Genomic DNA, 20,346 nt, shown 5'->3' with positions numbered 1-20,346 from the left:
CTCGCTAATAAAACATACTTAGATGTCCAACTGTTATAATATTTTTGTAATAATCACTTGCAAGTGTTGAAATAGGTCCGTCCATGTCAACAATCAAGATAGTATTGTCATTAAGATATCTGTCAGACGAAACCTCCTCTATTGTTCCATCAATCACATTTATTTCTCTTGCTCTGTCAATGAACTGCACAATCTCAATATACTGTGCACCGTCCTCATATACATGCAGAAGTTCTTTTCCCGGATTATCTCTGATCACATCTTCAAGCATCTGCCCCATCAGTACATCCCCGTAAATATTGTCCTGATTATAGAAAACATAGTGATCACATACATTCAGGCTAAGTATTATCTGAGGCAGAACAATCAGGAACAACCAAAGATTTTTCTTTTTGTAGCGATACAAGATAACAATAAGCATAACAAATATCAACAGCCCTATAGAAAGTGCCGATTCTTTATAAAAATACGGTATAGTATCCGTGCCTCTCTCATGAAGATAACTCATGCCAACCATGGTAAATCCGTGTCCACTTGTCATATGTGTCTCATTACCGAGAATAACAAAATAAGAAACTGTCATAAACAGAAAATGGAAAGCGGCAATCACAATCGCCTTGATCCATAATTTATTGCAAGTCGATAGTTCCATGATTCCAAACGCGATAACTATAGGAAGGAAAAAATCTATATACCTGCCATGCAGAAACAAATCTAGTCTATTATTGGTCGAATCCGATGCCCCGATAAGATATACAAGAGCAACGAGATACTGCATGAAACAAGCAAGAAAAATAAATAATCCGGCCATACATGAATTATCATTTTTCTTTTCCCGTAAATGTCTTACCGTATTATATGCAACTCCAAAAAGCCCCACTATCCCCCAGTATCCAAGTCCGTATGTGGCACAGCCAATATAATACAACTTACCGCACATCTCCTTGAATATTCTCATAAAGCCTTCCAAGCTGAAGACTTTACTGAGCCTGTACATAATGCCTGAGTAATCATTCCAGGACAGAACGCTATCCGGAACTTTTCCGTATATTTTTTCTATTATGAAATCTTTAAAGAGAAACGTCCCCGCAAAAAGGACAAGTAGTACAATCGGAACAATAAGATAAGCTGTCTTTTTTTTGCCCGAATCTTTTGTCCCGGTAACTTCCTTAGAATTACCAAAAAGCAAAAAAGCCATAAATATCACAGTCGCAATTATAGTCCCGATACATCTCATGTGGACTACATACATGAATAGCGACGTGATAAATACTAAGATTGCTCTTACAATCGTCTTCTTTTCCAGAAATCTGACCACAAAAAAAATAGTCAGGACAAAAAGGAAATTTAACAGCCCCTCGACCATAGTCATCTGCGTATAATATACCCACGCAGGATAAATCACAGAAACAGCAGCTACAATTTGTCGTGCTTCTTTTTTTATACTTGGGAATAAAAAAGTAAGAATCTTATGCATCATAGGTATCGATATGCATTGAAGTAGCATATTTACTACTATTGCAAACCTATATGCGATTACCGAATTGTGGAAAAAGAAAAGGATTGGAAATAAAACAAGGCTGTATCCATATGAATAATAGGACCCAAGCGACGTGATATTCGACCAGTCATATCCAAGAAATGCTGCGGCCGGTGCCCAGTATCCGAATTCATCGGGAAATGCCGAAAACCCATAAATAGAAAACAACCCATGCATGCACAAAAAGACAACTATCATTATCCCCAACAATACAAATATGTTTTCTTTTAAAAAAGAGAGACAACCTGAAATAGGTTGCCTCTCAGGACATTTATGATCCATAGATTAGTATTCAACGATAGCGTAAGCTGCTGCGCCGCCCGGGATATCACTTGTGATAGCTGCGGGATCTTCACTTACGTTCTCAAGAATCTGTGTTGCGCCGCCCTTAGCTGCTCTTGCAAGTGCGTGCTTCTTATTCTTATCAGCGTTCTTAGGAAGACTGATGGTTGTTCTGGAAACAACGCTAGGGTCAAGTTCTGAGAACTTACCATATGTCATCTTACCAAAGTTAAGCTCTACGCACTGAAGAACGTTTCCGCCAACAGATCCTGCAACACCGGTAAGTGCCTGATATGCAAGAGGTGACTGCTTAGCAGTAAACTCCCATCCTTTGAAGTAAAGTGCCTCGCCTGCGCCAAGTCCTGCTTTGGATTTAAGTTCGGATGCAGGAGCAACAACAGCGATTACTACATTACGAGTAATAAAAGCGCCGCTTACGGTTGATTTAACAACCTTACCGCCTACGATAACCTGAGGTGTAGAAACTACGCCTTCAACAGCAGCTGAACTGCTTGAAGAATCTGATGAGCTTCCTCCACCACCGCCACTTGAGCTACTTGTTGTGCTATCGCCCGATGAAGTATCAGTTGTTTTTGCAAAAGCTGACAAAGGCATAGCTACAATTGTTAAAGCTACGGCGAGTGTAAGCACTCTCTTTACGGTTTTCATGTTCATTGACTAAACATCTCCTTTCATCATAAAAAATATTTTTTATGCGATATTGATACTTAGGTCAGATAAATCAAATTCTGTTTTTTATTATAAAACTAATTAAAATAACATTCAACCAATAAACGTTTTATCGAATACATTTTATATCTATTCATGCCTGACAAACGCCGTATTTTCTAGATTTGTGACAGTTTATAAACATTTATAAACTTTTTATAAATCAGTTTTTTATACGCTAAAACCAAAAAGCGCCAATTTCGACAAAATAAGCTCTCTCACAATAATCCCCATCTTCTCTTTCTCATCCACGGGAATCTTCACAAGGCTCTCAATCGTATAAACCTTCTCCTTAAATCCTTTTTCCGGTTTATTCATATCCTTGTACTGCGAAACTCTTATTCTGCTTCGGAGCTGCTTGTAGACTCTGTAGTCATAAGTCTCTTTGGTCATGTGATAAAAGTGACTTTCCAAAGTTACATCAAGATCCACATCATCTTTTATATATTTCGTGATGATTGTTTTGAATTTAAACGGAACCATCTCGTTCTTAAGAAGCTCATCGTAGCTGTATCTTGCACCGAAATAGTTCCTCTCAAGATCTTGCATGCAGTATTTAAAATCATCATCGTTTACAATGTTATTCATGACTCTTTTTTCTCTCCGCTGTCGAGATCTTCGATATTATCACCGCTGAACTTGATGGCTGTTCTGATCTTGTCTTCATCCCATCCGGTCTCGTCCATAAGTTCCTTTACGGTTACTTTTCTTCTGAGGTCGTCAGCAAGTTCTTTTGCCTTATCAGCAACTTCCTGAACGAGTTTCACTACCTTCTGGCCGCCTGCGGCTTCTTCGAGATCCTGTTCGATGATGTTCTCCATCGCATCAAGCATGAGTTTGTACAAAAAGCTCTCAATTTCCTGAGGTTCACCGACGGCATCAAGCATATTTACGCCTCTTGTAAGCGCATAGTTTCCTTCACCGATAAGATCCTCAATATATACGCCCTGATCGGCATACATCTTGGCAACGTCGACTACGAGAGGAAGATACATATCAATAAGTTTAAGCTTGGCATCGCTCTCGCCTGCAAGCGCGCCGATCTTGATAGCTTCTTTTTCCCCATCGGAGAATTTTGGAAGTTGCTCTAAGCTGCTGATATAATCATCGAGATAGTTCTTTTCCTCCTCGGTAAAATCCTCTTCGGTCTCGGGAGCCGGCTCATCTACGCCGATCTTGTGATTTCTTAAATATTCAAATACCATCTCGAACTGCTCGGAAGAAAGGTCAAGGTCTGCAAATGCCTCTTTTACCTCTTCCTTGGAAATGATATTTCTGTTCTCTCTCGCTGTTCTTGTGACGAGTTTAAGTGTCTCTGCAAATTCTTTTTCCTTGTTGTCTATATTTCCCATTTAAGCCTCACTTTACATGTACATGATTAAACAAATGATCCTGACAATACTCGTAGTTTCCGTTACATTTTGAGCAGAATCTGAATTCGAGATTTGGATCGTCAAGTTCCGTTCTTCCGCAAACCGCGCATTTATGCCTTGTTATTCCCTTAGGCTGCATCTTAACGCTTGATTTAAATTCTCTTTTTCTCTTGATCTCACCCGGTCTGAACTGGTTGAGATTACCTGTACTCATATGAAAGAGTAGCAAGTTGATAAACTGGGAAGCTATCGCAAAAAATGTCGCAAAATCCTTATTTATAAGCGCTCCGATGCACTGATATGCAAGGATAAGCCCGTATGCAATCGCAATCCATCTCACCTTGATCGGAATGAGGAACATCAAAAGCACCTGAATATCCGGGTACATAACAGAAAAAGCAAGAAATACCATCATCTGGATAAAATATGTGCTAAACGAACCGGACGCCCTGAACATCACCATTCCGAGCGCATCACCTGTAATGCCGAAAAATACGTGATATACAAGCATTGTCGCAAAAGAAGCGAGGATCATAAGGATCATTCCGCCGAAAATAAACACATTATATCTGAATGTCCCAAGTGTCCTCTCCATTCCGGTTCCGACAAAATAATAGAACATCAAAGTTATGATAATAAGAAGACTGAAGCTTCCGGGCGGAATCAGAACCCATGAAACAAGTCTCCATATCTGCCCATGTAATATCAGATACGGATCGAGCGTAAGAAAACGTGTTATATTCACGCTCTGCGGCGCAAGCTGCAGCACATAACCCACGGCATACAGCATAACAATGTACTTTGTAAGATTTACGATCGCGTATTTACCAATTTTTCTCTCAAGATCATTCAAAAATTTGTTCATTCACTAAGCCTCTGTTTTTTTATTTGATATTTTTTGATTTTATCATTGTGAGAATTTATTGTAAACAAGCCACTTACTTATATTATAGGTTATATTTATTGTTCATTTTCAAGTTTGTTTGCTTTTTTCAGTCTGTCTTCAAAAATGCAGTCTTTAAAGAAATAAAAAAGTTGGTCAGTCGTGCGCATCTTAGTTATTTCATTAATAAGAATATTTGCCGGAATCTGGATCAGAACGCATATCGTAAGCGTCGTAAACCAGAACACAACTCCGTACAATGAAATCCCAAGAAGCGGTACATTATTTGCAAGTATCATTCCCTTATCATAAAGTCCGGGGAGCGAAAAAAACGCAATCATCATCTGCTCAAACTTTGAATCGACAAGCTGCGCCACGCTTGGAATGAGCATCGCCGCAAAAATTATTCCGATTATCTGTTCGTGATGAAGGCTCAAAATACTGTGCCTTTTCTTAAAAAATCCGCCAAGAAAATAGATGTTTAGGTCATCCTTTGTACACCCTTTTGCCTTGGCCAAAAGAGCTATTGCCTTATATAATTTTTCCTTATTTGAATCTTTATCGTCGAAATATTTTCTAAGTCCCAGTTTATGCTTGTTTTCAAATGCTTTTATAATAAAAAAAACTGCGATCATTGAAAGCGGCGCCCAGAATATTCCTGCGACACTTCCAAAGTAAACTGATAATGTCAGAAGCAACAAAAAGCTCATACATGCTACGAGATATATGAAGTACATTATTGTCTTTTTCTTTTTATCCGATTCATATTTCTCAATAGCCTGTGTCTTGATTTCCTCCGTTACTATCACCGTTCCGAGCGATACTTTATAATTTTTATTATTTGAATCTATTGAAAGTTCGTAGAAAAGTTTGGTCACATCTTCCCACCACTCTCTTGCACGATCTTTTTCTTTTTCGAGATTTTTTTCCTGCTCTTTTTTTTGTTTGATTTGTTCTTTCTTTAATATCTTATCTATTTCTGTTTCCATATAACATCTCCAAAACTGATGCTTAAGTATACCATAAAGTGTTTTATCTTAAACAGAGTTTGGCAGCGTATATCGTATTCAGTAAATTGATTTTTAATCACTCGTGCATTATAATCAATATAATTATGCATATTAATAAGAAGAGGTTAACAATGATTTCTAAAGACTATACTTTAGGTATTGACATCGGATCCACCACAGTCAAGGTGGCTCTCTTGGATAAAGAAAGAAATATAATCTTTTCCGACTATAAAAGGCACTTTGCAAACATTCAGGAAACTTTGGCTGAACTTCTTGTAGAAGCAAGTAAGAAGTCGGGTAATGTCCTGCTTCACCCCGTTATCACAGGTTCGGGCGGACTCACACTTGCCAAACACCTTGATGTACCTTTTGTTCAGGAAGTTATTGCAGTATCAACTTCGCTCAAGACTCTTGCTCCCAAGACTGACGTAGCGATTGAGCTCGGCGGTGAAGATGCGAAGATTATTTATTTCGAAGACGGAAATGTAGAACAGCGTATGAATGGAATCTGTGCCGGTGGTACAGGTTCTTTTATCGACCAGATGGCGTCGCTTTTACAGACAGATGCCTCAGGGCTTAATAAGTATGCCAAAAATTATAATTCACTGTATACAATTGCGGCCAGATGCGGCGTTTTCGCTAAGTCCGACATTCAGCCATTAATTAATGAAGGTGCAACCAAGGAAGACCTTGCAGCTTCTATTTTTCAGGCCGTTGTCAACCAGACAATCTCAGGTCTTGCATGTGGAAAGCCTATTCGCGGACATGTTGCTTTCCTCGGCGGTCCTCTGCACTTCCTTGACCAGCTCAAGGCTGCATTTATCAGGACTCTTAATCTCGATGAGGAACATACTATAGAGACCGACAACTCTCATCTTTTCGCAGCTATCGGCTCTGCCCTTAACGCTGATGAGAACGTCTGCTATGAGATGGATGAGATGGTAAAAAAACTGTCTCACAAGATTGTCATGGATGCCGAAGTATCACGTCTTGACCCTCTTTTTGAGAATGAAGATGATTACAGAAAATTCAGAGCGCGTCAGGATCAGTACAAAGTAAAGACAAGAAAGCTCGATGATTACAAGGGAAATGCTTTCCTTGGAATCGACGCGGGCTCTACTACAACAAAATGTGCGCTTATAAGCGAAGACGGCGATCTTCTTTATTCTTTCTATTCAAGCAATAACGGAAGTCCGCTTAAAACAGCGATTTCTTCCATTCAGGAAATATATAAGCTCATGCCCGAAGGCGTTAAGATCTCAAGAGCATGTTCAACAGGTTACGGCGAGGCGCTTCTTAAATCAGCGCTCTTACTTGACGACGGCGAAGTTGAGACAATCGCTCACTACAACGCCGCTGCTTTCTTTGATCCCAAGGTTGACTGTATCCTTGATATCGGCGGTCAGGACATGAAGTGCATTCATATAAAGAACCAGTCCGTTGATTCGGTACAGCTCAACGAAGCTTGCTCATCAGGATGCGGCTCTTTCATTGAAACTTTTGCAAAATCTCTGTCTTACAGCGTTCAGGACTTTGCTAAAGTTGCTTTGTTTGCGAAATCTCCCGTAGATCTTGGAACAAGATGTACTGTATTTATGAACTCAAGAGTTAAGCAGGCTCAGAAGGAAGGCGCCGATGTTGCCGATATTTCTTCTGGTCTTGCATACTCTGTTATTAAGAATGCCTTGTTTAAGGTTATCAAGGTATCTGATGCCAAGGATCTTGGCTCACACATCGTTGTTCAGGGTGGAACTTTCTACAATGATGCGGTTCTTCGCGCATTTGAGATTATTTCAGGCGCAGAAGCAATCCGTCCCGACATTGCCGGAATCATGGGTGCTTTCGGTGCTGCTCTTATCGCAAGAGACAGATTTTTTGAAACAGATGATTACAAGACAACCATGCTCACGATCGATCAGATCAACAAACTCGAGTACACAACGAGCATGACAACATGTCAGGGATGCACCAACCACTGCAGACTTACTATCAACAAGTTTACAGGCGGTCGCCAGCATATCTCAGGAAACAGATGTGAGCGCGGAATCGGCAAGGTGAAAAATGCCGACAATATCCCTAATCTTTTTGACTATAAATATAAGAGAATTTTCAGATACGAGCCTCTTACCGCCGACAAGGCAACAAGAGGAACCGTAGGTATTCCGAGAGTCCTTAATTTCTACGAGAACTATCCTTTCTGGTTTACGTTCTTTACAAATCTCGGTTACAGAGTTGTTCTTTCACCAAGATCGACTCACCGGATTTACGAGCTCGGAATCGAATCAATCCCGAGTGAATCGGAATGCTATCCTGCAAAGCTCTCGCACGGACATATCGAGTGGCTTATTAAGCAGAAGGTTGACTTTATCTTCTATCCCGGTCTTTTCTATGAGAGAAAAGAGGTTGAGGGTGCAACCAACCACTATAACTGCCCTATTGTCACTTCATATTCCGAGAACATAAAGAACAACGTTGAGGCAATTACAAACGGCGAAGTTAAGATAAGAAATCCTTTCATGGCATTCACAAGCCTTGAGATTGCTACAGATGCTCTTGTAAAAGAGTTTTCTGAGATTCCTGCAGGTGAGATCATCAAAGCCGCTAAACTTGGCTGGGATGAAATGGAAAATGCAAGAAACGACATCCGCAAAAAAGGTGAAGAAACCCTTAAGTGGATGGAGGAAAACAACAAGCATGGTATCGTTCTTGCCGGAAGACCTTACCACGTGGATCCGGAGATCAATCACGGAATCCCTGATATGATCTGCTCTTACGGTGTTGCGGTTCTTACGGAAGACAGTGTTTCGCACCTTGGAAAGCCCGAGAGACCTCTTATCGTTTCCGACCAGTGGATGTACCACTCAAGGCTTTACGCCGCTGCAAGCTTTGTAAAGACAAGGGATGACATTGATCTTATTCAGCTAAACTCCTTCGGGTGCGGACTTGACGCCGTTACAACGGACCAGGTAAATGACATTCTCGCAGGCTCAGACAAGATCTATACATGCCTTAAGATTGACGAAGTAAATAACCTCGGAAGCGCAAGGATCAGAGTAAGATCTCTTCTTGCCGCTATCAGAGTTCGTAAGCAACATAATAAAGAAAGAACAATCAGGTCAAGTGCATACAACAGGGTGATCTTTGATGAGAACATGAGAAAGAATTATACAATTCTCGTTCCTCAGATGTCTCCCATCCACTTTGACATCCTTGAACCCGCCTTTGCATCCTGCGGTTACAATTTTGTCGTAATGCAAAACGATAACAGGCACGCAGTCGAAGTCGGACTTAAATATGTAAATAACGATGCCTGCTACCCTTCACTCTGGGTTGTTGGTCAGATAATGGATGAACTCTTATCAGGCAAATATGACCTCAACAAAGTTGCAGTCATGATGTCACAGACAGGTGGCGGATGCAGAGCTACAAACTATGTAAGCTTTATCAGACGTGCTCTTAAGAAAGCCGGAATGGAACAGATTCCTGTTGTTTCTCTTAACTTAAGTAAGCTTGAAGCAAATCCGGGGTTCCATTTAGATGCCAAGATGTTTATCAAGGCTGCTTATGCGGTTATTTTCGGTGATATATTCATGAGATGTGTCTACAGAATGAGACCTTATGAGAGAATTCCGGGTTCTGTAAACGCATGCCACGAGAAATGGCTTGAAAAGTGCAAGAAATTCGTGACATCAAAGCATCCAAGCCTTTTCAAATTTGAAAAGATGTGTAAAGCTATCGTTGAAGACTTTGACAGAATCGAGATCACAGACGAAGTTAAACCTCGCGTAGGTATTGTCGGAGAAATTCTGGTTAAGTTTGCTCCCGCAGCAAATAACCACCTTGTTAAACTCCTTGAGGATGAAGGCGCAGAAGCCGTTGTTCCGGATCTTATGGACTTCATGCTCTACTGCTTCTACAACCAGATCTACAAGGCAGAAAACATCGGAACTTCCAAGAAGACCGCACTCTTCTGCAGATTTGGAATATGGGGATTAGAGAAGCTTCGAAGCAGCGCTTCTAAGGCATTTGAAAAGAGTGTTCACTTCGATCCGCCTACAGACATCTATGAGACTGTCGAGTACGCTAAACCTATCGTAGATATCGGAAATCAGACAGGTGAGGGATGGTTCCTTACAGGTGAGATGGTTGAACTTATCAAGAATGGCGCAAGCAACATTGTATGTACACAGCCTTTCGGATGTCTTCCAAACCACGTTGTCGGTAAGGGTGTAATCAAGCAGATGCGACACCTCTATCCCGGCTGCAACATTGTTGCAATAGACTACGATCCCGGCGCTTCAGAAGTAAATCAGCTCAATCGTATCAAGCTGATGCTCTCCACCGCTCAGAAAAAAGTCGAAGAAAAAGTCAGAAAGACAAGTTAATATAAGAGAAAATCAAAAAGAGCCTGACCGTTACCGATCAGGCTCAAACAACAATTATTATTTATACTTTGCATTTAGCTTCTCAATCGCATCCTCATGTCTCTGAATGGCATAAGTTGCAGATTTAATTTTAAGTTCAGTATCCATGCGCTTTTTGTGAGTTTCGTTACACTTTACGTAGTACTCGTAAACTTCTTCATCCTCAACTTCGAGGTACTTGTCGGCGATGCAACCGGGAAGGACAAACTTCTTAACTACATCCTTGAATTTTACTTCGATGTACTTTCCATCCTGAGAAATAACCTTGCCTTCACCGAATTTTCTATGTGTAACCTTCATCTTAAGAGCAGACTTCTCTCCGAGGTCCGCTGCTTCTTTTTCAAGATCTGACAGCATAGAATTGAGCTCAACTTTTTCGCTCTCGAGCTCTTCTATCTGCCTTGCGTTCTCTTCAAGCATCTCTTTGGTCTTCTTGGTAGGTTTCTTTTTAAGTTCATTCTTTGTTTCAACTTCATTATTTTCAAGCTCAAGACCCATAAAGCATTCTCCTTTTCGTTCAACGCTTTTCGATGCACATTATCATCACGAAATAAACGAGTTAACATATATATTTTAACTTATTTAGAGACATATTACAACCAAATGGAGACGCTTATATTTTCTGCGTAAGTCCCTTCGAAGCGAGCTTACGCTTCTCCTCATCAAGGATCTGGCCCCACTGGTATGGCGTATTCTGGTAAACATAATAGTTGAGCCAGTTGGTGTAAAGGATATTTGCGTGGCTCCTCCACTGAAGTGTGGGCTTATTATCGGGATTGTCATCGGGATAATAATTTATGGGCATCTTGATATCGAGTCCCTTTGCCAGGTCGCGCTTGTACTCGGAATCAAGTGTAAGTCTGTCATATTCGGCATGTCCCATTACAAAGATCTGGCTGCCGGATCTGTTCATGCAAAGGAATACTCCTGCAATCTCAGATTCCGCAAGAACAATAAGGTCTTCGCAGGCATGAATCGCATCGGAAGGTGTCTCGGTATGTCTGGAATGAGGAAGTTTGAATATATCATCAAATCCTCTTACAAGCGGAACCTTTCTGTTCATGACTTTGTGCTCATATATTCCGAATCTCTTTTCCGAAAGAGGTTTCTTGTCAATTCCAAAATGGTAGTAGATTCCGGCCTGAGCGCCCCAGCAGATGTGGAATGTCGATGTGACATTTGTCTTTGTCCACTCGAAAACTTTACAGAGTTCCTGCCAATAATCAACTTCTTCGAAAGGCATCTGCTCAACAGGGGCTCCCGTGATGATCATTCCGTCAAACGTCCTGTCTTTTAGCTCATCAAAGGTATGATAGAACCTGTTAAGATGGTTCGGTGATGTATTCGTAGAATGGTGAGAACTCATCTGCATAAACGAAACATCAATCTGAAGCGGTGTATTTGACATTGATCTAAGAAGCTGAAGCTCGGTATCTTCCTTAAGAGGCATCAGGTTAAGAATACAGATCTGAAGCGATCTGATGTCCTGATGACAAGCTCTGTTCTCGTCAACAACAAATATATTTTCCTTTTCAAGAATCTCTCTGGCAGGTAAATCGTTCTGTATTTTAATTGGCATTTTTAATCATCTCCATAAATTCAGCTTCGTCTATAACTTTAATACCAAGATCGTTTGCTTTGGTAAGTTTACTGCCCGCTGCTTCGCCCGCAAGGACAAAACTTGTCTTCTTAGAAACGCTTCCCGAGGCTTTTCCGCCGTTTTTGACAATGAGCTCTTCAGCTTCTTTTCTTCCGAGTGTAGGAAGTGTTCCCGTTACAACAATGGTCTTACCGGCAAAAATATCTGATGCGTCCTCATCTTTTGTGGCTGTCATATTTACGCCAAGTGTCTGCATCTTGGATAAAACCTCAAGGTTCTTCTCATCATGAAAAAACTCATAAAGATCGCCTGCTGTAGTCTCTCCGATATCAGGGATATGAAGAAATCCATCCTTTGTGACCTTTGAAAGATCCATAACATTGTCAAAGTGCTTCATGATCTCACGGGCTGTTGACTTTCCGACATTCCTTATCGCAAGTCCCGTAAGAAGCCTTACAGCATCATTTGACTTCGACTTCTCAATCTCGCCGAGAAGCTTATCTGTATTTTTCTCTTTTCCAATGATTCCCTTTTCAATCAGTTCATCTCTGTGCTCGTTAAGGCTGTAAATATCCGCATAGCTCTTAAGATAACCTTCTGAAACAAGTGCATCTACAAGAGTATCGCCAAGTCCCATAATGTTCATGGCATCTCTTGAAGTGAAATACGCGATTGTTCTTGTAACCTGCGCAGGACAGATAGGATTGATACATCTGATATCCGCAGTATCTTCCTCTCTTACAAGCACGCCACCGCACACGGGGCATGTTTCCGGCGCTTTATATACTTCGGAAGGCACTTTTACACAGCCGTTGAGTTTAGGGATAATCTCGCCGCTCTTAAACAGCTTATATTCGCCGCCGATTCCGACCTGCATCTCGTTAATATAATCCTGATTGTGAAGCGTTGCTCTTGAAACACTGGTTCCGCAAAGTCTTGCTGCCTTGCCTGTCTCTTTATCGTGAAAGCTTCCTGTAAATGTGAGCTTACCTGTTCTTCCGACATCGACAAGAATCTCGTCCATGACAACGACTCTTTCTTCCGGCGGATACTTATATGCGATATGGCCGCTCGAATACTTGGAACTTGTAGAAAACTCCTCTCTCCAAGAAGTCGTATCAATCTTTATAACAGCTCCGTCAAGGTCAAAATCAAGATTTTCTCTCATGTTACCGATGTCATCGATTGCCGCGCTCACTTCGCTCGAAGAGACGCATGCCCTGTGATAAACGGTCTTAACTCCCGCTTTTTCAAGGATATCAAGTCCCTTAACATGAGAACTCTTTACTTCCTCAGGGCCGTCCTGAACGTTAAACACGAACATTCGAAGGCCTCTTTCCTTTGTAACCTGCGGATCAAGCTGTCTGAGCGTTCCCGCAGCAAGGTTTCTCGGATTTGCAGCAAGCTTTTTCCCAAGCTTCTCCTGCATCTCGTTGAACTTATCAAAGTCCTCGTGGGACATATAAACTTCTCCTCTGAGTTCAAGATACTCATAGGGAAGATCGATCACTTTTTTCACATCAGGGATAACAAGAGCGTTCTCGGTAACATCTTCGCCGATAAAGCCGTCGCCTCTTGTCTCCGCAGTCCTAAGATGAAGCTTTCCGTCAGCTTCGTCCTTGTAATATCTAAGCGACAGGCTGAGTCCGTCAATCTTCTGCTCAACGGAAAAAAACTGCGTCGCTGTGCCTTGCGGTAACTTTCCCGATCCACTCGGCAACTTCCTCTTTACTAAAAACATCCTCTATCGAAAGCATCGGGACATTGTGAGTTATCTTAACTCCGGCTTCCCTCTTCGCAACACCGCCGATTATCCTGGTGGGCGAATCCTTCTTTACAAACTCAGGGTGTTCTTTCTCGATCTCCTTGAGCTTTTGCATGAGCATATCGTACTCATAGTCGGAAATCTCAGGTTCATCCTGATTATAATAAAGATCCATGTGATGCTTTATTGTCTTAACAAGCCCCTCATACTCTTTTTTTATCAAATCTGTGTCTTGATTAAGTGACATATAACTCTCCCCAAATTTATTACAAACTAACCTGCCTCGCGAATCCATAGCGGCTCACGCAGACAACAAATTTATTATATCAGTAAATTCTCAAATTGGGACAAACTATTTAACTCCCGCTTCGCCGTACAAGAGCTTCTTTGCCTCCTCGGAAAGTTCGGCATATCCGCCCGGTTTAAGATTATAGTCGCTAAGCTTAACACTCATGACGCGCACCCTCTTAAGCTTTACAACTTCGTAGCCAAGTTCTCCGCACATTCGCCTAATCTGCCTGTTAAGCCCTTGTGTGAGTATTATGGTAAAAGATCTTTTGCCCGTTTTACTGACTTTGCAGCGCCTTGTTTTTACACCCAGCTCACGCAAAAAAACTCCGGACGCCATCCCGGTTATAAACTCAGTCGTTACGTCCTTATCTACCGTTACTTCATATTCTTTCTCATGTTTATTTGCGGCTCTCATCATCGCATTGATCAGATCGCCGTCATTTGACATGATAAGAAGTCCCTCTGAATCCTTATCAAGACGGCCTGCATAGGTTACTCTCTCTTTGTATCCGAGATCTTCAATGACGGTTCTCTCGGCATGAACGTCGTTTTCGGTGCATACAACGCCGACCGGCTTATAATATGCAAGAACAATCTTATCTTCCTTGGGTTTTATCTCTTTTCCGTCAAGACAGACTGTGTCGCCATCCTCGACCTGTGCGCCGCACGTAGCTATAACGCCGCCTATCGTTATTCTTTTATCTTCAATAAGCTTATCGGCTTCCCTTCTTGAACAGACTCCGCAGGAAGCAATGAATTTATTAAGCCTCATCTTTACCTCAAAAAATAAAGAGCTGCTTAGCTTAGCAACTCTTTCTATTTTTTATTCTTTAAAACATCTGTGCCAGATGCTCGATCGCATTCTCTCTGATTATACAATCATAGCTCTCTCTGATATAAGCGATTGCCTGAGGAGCCGAACACTGAAAGTGTCCGAATTCATAAGCCATCGTAAAGAGCGATGCGAACTTCTTGGTATCCTCGTCACCTCTTCTGATATCAAGGAAATACTTACCTGTTTCCTCATTCTTGTACAGAGTGCTGCAGATATTGTTGCCCATAGGAGCCTTTGCGCAGAACTTCTTAACTTCCATAAAGCTGTCAAATGTGAATACAAATTCACTGAACTGAAGCTGCTTAAGATTTTCCTCATTATGAACACGCCTGTTCTCTGCTTTTCTCTTAGCACCGACCGAAAGACTGTCGGCAAGGTTCTTGTTCTTATCTGAAGAACCGTTTACATTTATCGGAACAGATTCTTTATTTATTATATTCTTCATTGAATTGGTCAGATTCTTGAGACTTTTGAGATAATCGTTAAGTCTTGAAATTCTGTCCTCATCAACCGCATCTCCAATGTCCTCAAGAACGTTCTTAGGGATATTGACTCCCGCCTTCTCTGTAAGATTTCTTAAGATTTCCCCAAATGAAGCTGATGCATTTTCAGAAAGAGTAAGTGAAATCGAATGATCGGGTAAAACAGTTATCTGAAGCGGCATGAAAGAACCGGTCGGCTTGTAGTCAACTTCTTCCTGTGCCTTAAGCATTACATCGTGTAAAAAATCCAATGCTTCTTTCTTCTTCTCAAAAAGGTCTTCAAGCTTTATCCCCTGTTCATCCATATCATCTTCTGTGATGATACAGTTGACGGTGTCTTTGTTAATTCTCTTAAATTCCATTAATCTACCTCGCATTTATACGACTGCATAGCATAACTATTTTACAACATTTAGCAGATTCTTGGAAGACCCTCTCCATACATCAGTCCTATCACTCTTTTTCCGCCTATATTGGTATTTAGCACCACTTTATGCATGTCGGAAGGCTGATTATTTTTTTTGACCATGCCGATAATGGCGGCGTTTTCGCCGTATTTGGAACTACGAATTATTGAAAGCGCTCTGTCAGCGTCTTCGGGGTGAACACTAAGTACAAACTTTCCTTCGTTACCCATATATATCGGATCAAGTCCAAGAAGTCCGCAGAAATCTTTGACTTCAGAAGATACAGGAAGCTTATCCTCGTAAAGTTCTATATCACAGGAAGAGCTCTCCGCAAATTCATTTAAAACAGTGCCAAGTCCGCCTCTTGTTACGTCTCGCATCGCATGAATCCTGACTTTCTGTGCCATTAGATTATTTACGGCGTCCGTCAAAGGAGCCGCATCAGACTTAATATTATTTTCGATTCCCATTCTTTTAGCCAAAATAGCCGCGTGATGGTCTCCGAGATTTCCGGAAAGAATAATAATATCGTTATCTTGAAGATTAGAAGGCCCTATAGATTCTGCATCATCAGAAATAAAGCCGACTCCCGAAGTGTTGATTATAAGCCCCGCTTCTCCTCCTCTGTTCTCAACAACCTTGGTATCGCCCGTAACTATCGTAACCCCGGCCTCTTTTGCACACTCAGAAAGAGCCTTGACCTGATTCTCAAGGACATCGAGATCAAGTCCCTCTTCAAGGATAAATCCGCATGTTATATACATGGGCTTAGAGCCGCTCATAAGAAGATCGTTTACCGTTCCGCAAACAGAAAGTCTCCCGATGTTTCCTCCCGGAAATTCTATGGGAGTCACCACGAAACTGTCGGTTGTTATCGCAAGTCTTGATGCTCCTCCGACAACCGCGGAATCCTCAAGTTTATTTAATATATCGTTATTAAAATATTTTGCAAAAACATCTTTTATAAGCTTTGAAGTGGACTCTCCGCCGCTTCCGTGAGCCATTGTAACTTTCATACCGTGCCTCTTTCGTCAGTCATCTAAAATTTATCTCCACATAATAGCGTAAAGATTTTGATTCGATAGAAATTATTGTATCTGTAAAAATCATCTTCTGCCCGAAACAAAATAGTTATAGCAGCTTCCCTCCGTTGAAACCATACATGCTCCGTGAGCCGTATCGGGCGTACATTTTTTTCCAAACATCGGACAATCGCAGGGCTTTATCTTTCCAACAAGAACATCCGCACACCTGCATCCGGGCGGCATATTGTCCTCATCAAGCATATCGCTTCCCGCGTCATATTTCTTGTATTCTTCTCTTAAGATAAGGCCTGAACCCGGAATCTTTCCCATTCCTCTCCAGGATGCATCAGAAGCTTTAAAATATTTTTCGATGATTTCTTTTGCCTTGATATTGCCTTCTTCTTTTACCGCGCTCTTGTACAGGTTCTTAAATCCGCCTTTTCCCTTCATCTTCACAAGAGAATATATGGTCAAAAGAAGCTGTGCGCCCTCAAATCCGGAAACTACAAAAGGAATGCCGAATTCCTCAGAAAGTTCTTTATAGATATCGCTTCCCGTAATTGTGGCAACATGCCCCGGAGCAATGAATCCGTCGATCCCGCCGCCGTTTTTTACGACATATCTAATGACTTCGGGCATAGTCTTTAATGACGTAAGAAGCTTAAGATTATCAAGATTATTTTTTTCAGCTTCTTCCAAGACCATCGCATACACGGGCGTTGTGGTCTCGAATCCGATAGCGGCAAAAACATAGTTGTGATCCGAATCTTCTTTTGCAAGCTTAACCGTCTCCATTGGCGAATAGACCATCTTCACGTGCGCTCCCTCGCCCTTTGCTTCCGCAAGAGACATACTTGTACCCTTAACTCTTATAAGATCACCGAACGTAAGGACCACCGTATCGCTTCGCATGGAAAGCTCGATAAGCTTATCGATAACCGCGGTCACAGTAACGCAAACAGGGCATCCCGGTCCCGAAATAAGCTTTATCTTGTCGGAAAGCATGGAAGGAATGCCGTTTTCTGATATCGCAGCTGTATGGGTACCGCAAACTTCCATGATACGGACTTCGTCGCCGTCATAGTTTTTCAGTTCTTCTGCAATCTTTTTTATATCAAAACCTGCCATGTCAGTTACTTAAATCCTCAATTTCTTTCATAAGACTTTCAACTTCATCCGCAAGTTCATCACTCATTGTCTGAATGATACATCCCGCATGGACAAGAACTCTGTCGCCAACTTTCGTATCAACAAGTCCCGCATCGGCAACAACAATATTCCCGCTAAAATCAACGGTAGCCTTTGTGCCGTCCATACTTATAACTCTTCCGGGTATCGCAACACACATTTTTTACACCTCTTTCTGCGATAATAAACCATAATACGCCTGCCCGAGCGATATTCCCGCATCTCCCGCAGGCACAAACTCATTTATATATACACTAAAACCGTCTTCCGAAAGCGCGCTCACAGCCTTTTCAAGCAATATCCTGTTCGCAAAAACGCCTCCTGACAGACATACATTATTTTCTTTATGCTCGTCTCTGATAAGACGGCACATTTTGACGACAGCCCCTGCAAGTGCCTCGTGAAAAGCATATGCGATGGCTTCTTTTTCATATTTGCCGCTGTTATACGCCTTTTTTATATCATCAAAAAGTTTGAGCTGATTCGCAATAAGCATATCACCCGCCCTATCTATCTTAAATGAAATACAGGGCTTATTCAAATTCATGCCCCTTCTCGCGGCATTTTCAAGAAGTATCGCACATTCACCTTCATACGAATTTTGTTCTTTTATCTCAAGAAGCGTGCAGACACCGTCAAAAAGCCTGCCCGTACTCGAGCTCTCAAATGTATTTATATTATTTAAAAGAGCTGCCTTTATAAGCGGATCTATCCCAGCTCCTTCATTATTGCCGTATTCATAGCACGACTTAACGAGCTCCGCATTAACGGAAGCCTTGTCACCTCCGCATAGTTTCACATACGAAAGATGCCCTGCCCTTACAAATTCTGTGTTCTTGCAAAGCAAAAACTCTCCGCCCCAGATTTTTCCGTCAGTTCCATATCCCGTTCCGTCAAAAGAAACACCGATACAGCTCTCAAGCGAATTCTCAGCCATCACGGAAAGTGCATGTGCGTAATGGTGCTGAACTTCATAGAGCGGCAATCCCATTTCATCCGCTAGGTTCTTGCCATATTGCGCGGAATGATATCCCGGATGAAGGTCGCAGACGATCATATCCGGCTTTATATGATAAAGAGCTATATATTTTTTTATATATTTCTTAAAGTTCTCAAGGCATCCCAAGTCCTCAAGATCACCGATATACTGCGATGTTATCACTCTGTCTTTTTTGGCAAAAGAAAAAGTGCTCTTTAAATCTCCTCCAAGTGCAAGAACAGTCTTATAACATCCCGATGTATTCTGTAATATAAGCGGAAGGGGTACGTATCCTCTTGCGCGCCTTATAAACAACATCTTTTTTGCATTATCCCAGCATTCTTCATTCGAAGTGAGTTTATCCGAAAGATTCTTATGAACAAATACCACAGAATCGTCCTGTGCCATGTTTATTCTTCGCTCATGTCTAAGAACGCCGTCAACACAGTGATTTTTGTAATCTTCATTACCACCTTCAACCATATCGCGCCTAAAGAAGACTTTATCGAATTCCGCGTCATCTGTCACCATCGCATCGCCCGATATGTTCGCGCTAGTAACGATAAGAGGTCCGAGCGCATCACACAAAAGCCTGTGAATTCCGGCAGAAGGAAGAAACGCCCCTATGTAATCGCTGTCTCCGCATACTTTCTTTGGAAAATCCTTTATCTTATCAAGAAGAACAATAGGCCTTGCGGATGACTTCAGGATCTGCTCTTCAAAAGGAGTTATTTTGCAATACTCTCTTACTTTCTCAGCCTCACTGAACATGATTGCAAAAGGCTTGCGCTCACGCCCCTTTATTTCCCGTAATTTTGCCGCAACATCTTCTTTGGGTACACAGACAAGCTGATAACCCGAAACTCCTTTTAAGCCCAAAATTTTGCCGTTTCGAAGAAGCTTAATTGCTTTAGAAACAGAAGCGCTTTTATCCTCAGTAAATGCATCTCCGTTTTCTTTATACTCAAGAACAAACTGAGGTCCGCACTCAAAGCACGATACAGTCTGTGCGTGTCTTCGTCTTCCTACTTTGTAGTCGCTCGCACAGACAGGACACATCTTAAAAGGCTTCATCGCGGTATTGTCCCTGTCGTAAGGAAGCGCATCCGCTATACTGATCCTTGGGCCGCACGATGCACAGCTTATCAAAGGATATCCGTATCTGACGTTACTCTCATCAAGCATCTCGGAAAGACAATCGTCGCATATCCCTATATCCGGCAGAAAAACAGGAAGTTCCGAGGAAAGATCAACATCCGCGCTTTCAACAATTGAAAACTCTTCGAACTCTACAGACTCATCCTTAGCTTCCGATATTTCAACATCTAAAATAAAAGCACCCGCAGGATATTCCTTCTTTAAGAGACAAGAAAATGCCCTTAGCCTATCTTCATCTCCCGCCGCAAGAATTTCTACAGCTGCTCCTATGTTTTTAACATAGCCTTTCAATCCGTATTCAGTTGCTTTTTGTGCAATAAAGGGGCGATAGCCAACGCCTTGTACCGCCCCTTTTACTTTGATCAAAAGTATCAT

General features: G+C 41.7%; 17 protein-coding genes. 1 reads left to right on the top strand and 16 read right to left on the bottom strand.

Going from position 1 to position 20,346, the window contains the following annotated elements; translation table 11 throughout:
• Positions 1-4: 4 nt before the first annotated feature.
• The 6 genes from CD00_RS0104200 to CD00_RS0104175 form a co-directional block, all read right to left on the bottom strand.
• Positions 5-1,717, bottom strand: a complete 1,713-nt coding sequence (locus CD00_RS0104200) for a hypothetical protein (RefSeq protein ID WP_207640444.1) — start codon at positions 1,715-1,717, stop codon at positions 5-7.
• Between the two features lie 108 nt (positions 1,718-1,825).
• Positions 1,826-2,497, bottom strand: a complete 672-nt coding sequence (locus CD00_RS0104195) for a hypothetical protein (protein ID WP_026654804.1) — start codon at positions 2,495-2,497, stop codon at positions 1,826-1,828.
• 225 nt (positions 2,498-2,722) lie between these two features.
• Positions 2,723-3,139 (bottom strand): hypothetical protein, encoded by a 417-nt coding sequence (locus CD00_RS0104190; RefSeq protein WP_026654803.1) that lies wholly within the window; start codon positions 3,137-3,139, stop codon positions 2,723-2,725.
• A complete protein-coding gene (locus tag CD00_RS0104185) occupies positions 3,136-3,903 on the bottom strand; it encodes an RNA polymerase sigma factor region1.1 domain-containing protein (RefSeq protein ID WP_026654802.1) in 768 nt (255 codons plus the stop codon). Before CD00_RS0104185 ends, CD00_RS0104190 begins: the two co-directional genes overlap by 4 nt.
• Before the next feature lie 7 nt (positions 3,904-3,910).
• A complete protein-coding gene (locus CD00_RS0104180; RefSeq protein ID WP_026654801.1) occupies positions 3,911-4,789 on the bottom strand; it encodes a membrane protein in 879 nt (292 codons plus the stop codon).
• A gap of 95 nt (positions 4,790-4,884) precedes the next feature.
• Positions 4,885-5,796: a hypothetical protein gene (locus CD00_RS0104175; protein ID WP_026654799.1), complete on the bottom strand. Its 912-nt coding sequence runs from the start codon at positions 5,794-5,796 to the stop codon at positions 4,885-4,887.
• 152 nt (positions 5,797-5,948) lie between these two features.
• Between CD00_RS0104175 and CD00_RS0104170 the strand changes: the two genes are divergently transcribed.
• Positions 5,949-10,202: a 2-hydroxyacyl-CoA dehydratase gene (locus tag CD00_RS0104170; protein WP_026654798.1), complete on the top strand. Its 4,254-nt coding sequence runs from the start codon at positions 5,949-5,951 to the stop codon at positions 10,200-10,202.
• 57 nt (positions 10,203-10,259) lie between these two features.
• Here CD00_RS0104170 and CD00_RS0104165 read toward each other — a convergent pair whose 3' ends face one another.
• The 10 genes from CD00_RS0104165 to hypF all read right to left on the bottom strand — a co-directional run bounded on the left by CD00_RS0104165 (position 10,260) and on the right by hypF (position 20,346).
• Entirely contained in the window at positions 10,260-10,739 is a 480-nt protein-coding gene (locus tag CD00_RS0104165) for a hypothetical protein (protein WP_026654797.1), read from the bottom strand.
• 115 nt (positions 10,740-10,854) lie between these two features.
• Entirely contained in the window at positions 10,855-11,820 is a 966-nt protein-coding gene (gene metA / locus CD00_RS0104160) for a homoserine O-acetyltransferase MetA (protein WP_026654796.1), read from the bottom strand.
• A complete protein-coding gene (ligA, locus tag CD00_RS17155; RefSeq protein WP_330370314.1) occupies positions 11,810-13,582 on the bottom strand; it encodes an NAD-dependent DNA ligase LigA in 1,773 nt (590 codons plus the stop codon). Before ligA ends, metA begins: the two co-directional genes overlap by 11 nt.
• The gene (locus CD00_RS21075) at positions 13,503-13,853 is read right to left on the bottom strand and encodes a DNA ligase LigA-related protein (RefSeq protein ID WP_330370313.1); all 351 of its coding nucleotides are present in this window, start codon (positions 13,851-13,853) and stop codon (positions 13,503-13,505) included. The genes ligA and CD00_RS21075 overlap by 80 nt, the downstream gene beginning before the upstream one ends.
• Before the next feature lie 105 nt (positions 13,854-13,958).
• Positions 13,959-14,669, bottom strand: a complete 711-nt coding sequence (locus tag CD00_RS0104150; protein WP_026654795.1) for a pseudouridine synthase — start codon at positions 14,667-14,669, stop codon at positions 13,959-13,961.
• Positions 14,670-14,727: 58 nt separating this feature from the next.
• On the bottom strand, positions 14,728-15,576 hold the full coding sequence (locus CD00_RS0104145; protein WP_026654794.1) for an adaptor protein MecA: 849 nt from the start codon (positions 15,574-15,576) through the stop codon (positions 14,728-14,730).
• Between the two features lie 50 nt (positions 15,577-15,626).
• Positions 15,627-16,637, bottom strand: coding sequence for a hydrogenase expression/formation protein HypE (gene hypE, locus CD00_RS0104140; protein WP_026654792.1), 1,011 nt, complete (start codon positions 16,635-16,637; stop codon positions 15,627-15,629).
• 90 nt (positions 16,638-16,727) lie between these two features.
• Entirely contained in the window at positions 16,728-17,774 is a 1,047-nt protein-coding gene (hypD, locus tag CD00_RS0104135; protein ID WP_034461958.1) for a hydrogenase formation protein HypD, read from the bottom strand.
• 1 nt (position 17,775) lies between these two features.
• Entirely contained in the window at positions 17,776-17,994 is a 219-nt protein-coding gene (locus CD00_RS0104130; RefSeq protein WP_026654790.1) for a HypC/HybG/HupF family hydrogenase formation chaperone, read from the bottom strand.
• A 3-nt stretch (positions 17,995-17,997) separates the two neighbouring features.
• On the bottom strand, positions 17,998-20,346 hold the full coding sequence (gene hypF / locus CD00_RS0104125; RefSeq protein WP_034461957.1) for a carbamoyltransferase HypF: 2,349 nt from the start codon (positions 20,344-20,346) through the stop codon (positions 17,998-18,000).

The organism is Butyrivibrio sp. AE3003 (genome assembly GCF_000686065.1).
Taxonomy (GTDB): domain Bacteria; phylum Bacillota; class Clostridia; order Lachnospirales; family Lachnospiraceae; genus Butyrivibrio; species Butyrivibrio hungatei_A.
This window is presented reverse-complemented; position numbering and strand designations above follow the sequence as displayed.

Coding starts and splice junctions, on each gene's coding strand:
- CD00_RS21075 (WP_330370313.1), bottom strand. CDS start 13,853: ATGTCACTTAATCAAGACACAGATTTGATAAAAAAAGAGTATGAGGGG.
- CD00_RS0104195 (WP_026654804.1), bottom strand. CDS start 2,497: ATGAACATGAAAACCGTAAAGAGAGTGCTTACACTCGCCGTAGCTTTA.
- hypE (WP_026654792.1), bottom strand. CDS start 16,637: ATGAAAGTTACAATGGCTCACGGAAGCGGCGGAGAGTCCACTTCAAAG.
- CD00_RS0104170 (WP_026654798.1), top strand. CDS start 5,949: ATGATTTCTAAAGACTATACTTTAGGTATTGACATCGGATCCACCACA.
- CD00_RS0104145 (WP_026654794.1), bottom strand. CDS start 15,576: ATGGAATTTAAGAGAATTAACAAAGACACCGTCAACTGTATCATCACA.
- hypD (WP_034461958.1), bottom strand. CDS start 17,774: ATGGCAGGTTTTGATATAAAAAAGATTGCAGAAGAACTGAAAAACTAT.
- metA (WP_026654796.1), bottom strand. CDS start 11,820: ATGCCAATTAAAATACAGAACGATTTACCTGCCAGAGAGATTCTTGAA.
- CD00_RS0104190 (WP_026654803.1), bottom strand. CDS start 3,139: ATGAATAACATTGTAAACGATGATGATTTTAAATACTGCATGCAAGAT.
- hypF (WP_034461957.1), bottom strand. CDS start 20,346: ATGATACTTTTGATCAAAGTAAAAGGGGCGGTACAAGGCGTTGGCTAT.
- CD00_RS0104185 (WP_026654802.1), bottom strand. CDS start 3,903: ATGGGAAATATAGACAACAAGGAAAAAGAATTTGCAGAGACACTTAAA.
- CD00_RS0104180 (WP_026654801.1), bottom strand. CDS start 4,789: ATGAACAAATTTTTGAATGATCTTGAGAGAAAAATTGGTAAATACGCG.
- CD00_RS0104130 (WP_026654790.1), bottom strand. CDS start 17,994: ATGTGTGTTGCGATACCCGGAAGAGTTATAAGTATGGACGGCACAAAG.
- CD00_RS0104200 (WP_207640444.1), bottom strand. CDS start 1,717: ATGCATGGGTTGTTTTCTATTTATGGGTTTTCGGCATTTCCCGATGAA.
- CD00_RS0104165 (WP_026654797.1), bottom strand. CDS start 10,739: ATGGGTCTTGAGCTTGAAAATAATGAAGTTGAAACAAAGAATGAACTT.
- ligA (WP_330370314.1), bottom strand. CDS start 13,582: ATGTTTTTAGTAAAGAGGAAGTTGCCGAGTGGATCGGGAAAGTTACCG.
- CD00_RS0104175 (WP_026654799.1), bottom strand. CDS start 5,796: ATGGAAACAGAAATAGATAAGATATTAAAGAAAGAACAAATCAAACAA.
- CD00_RS0104150 (WP_026654795.1), bottom strand. CDS start 14,669: ATGAGGCTTAATAAATTCATTGCTTCCTGCGGAGTCTGTTCAAGAAGG.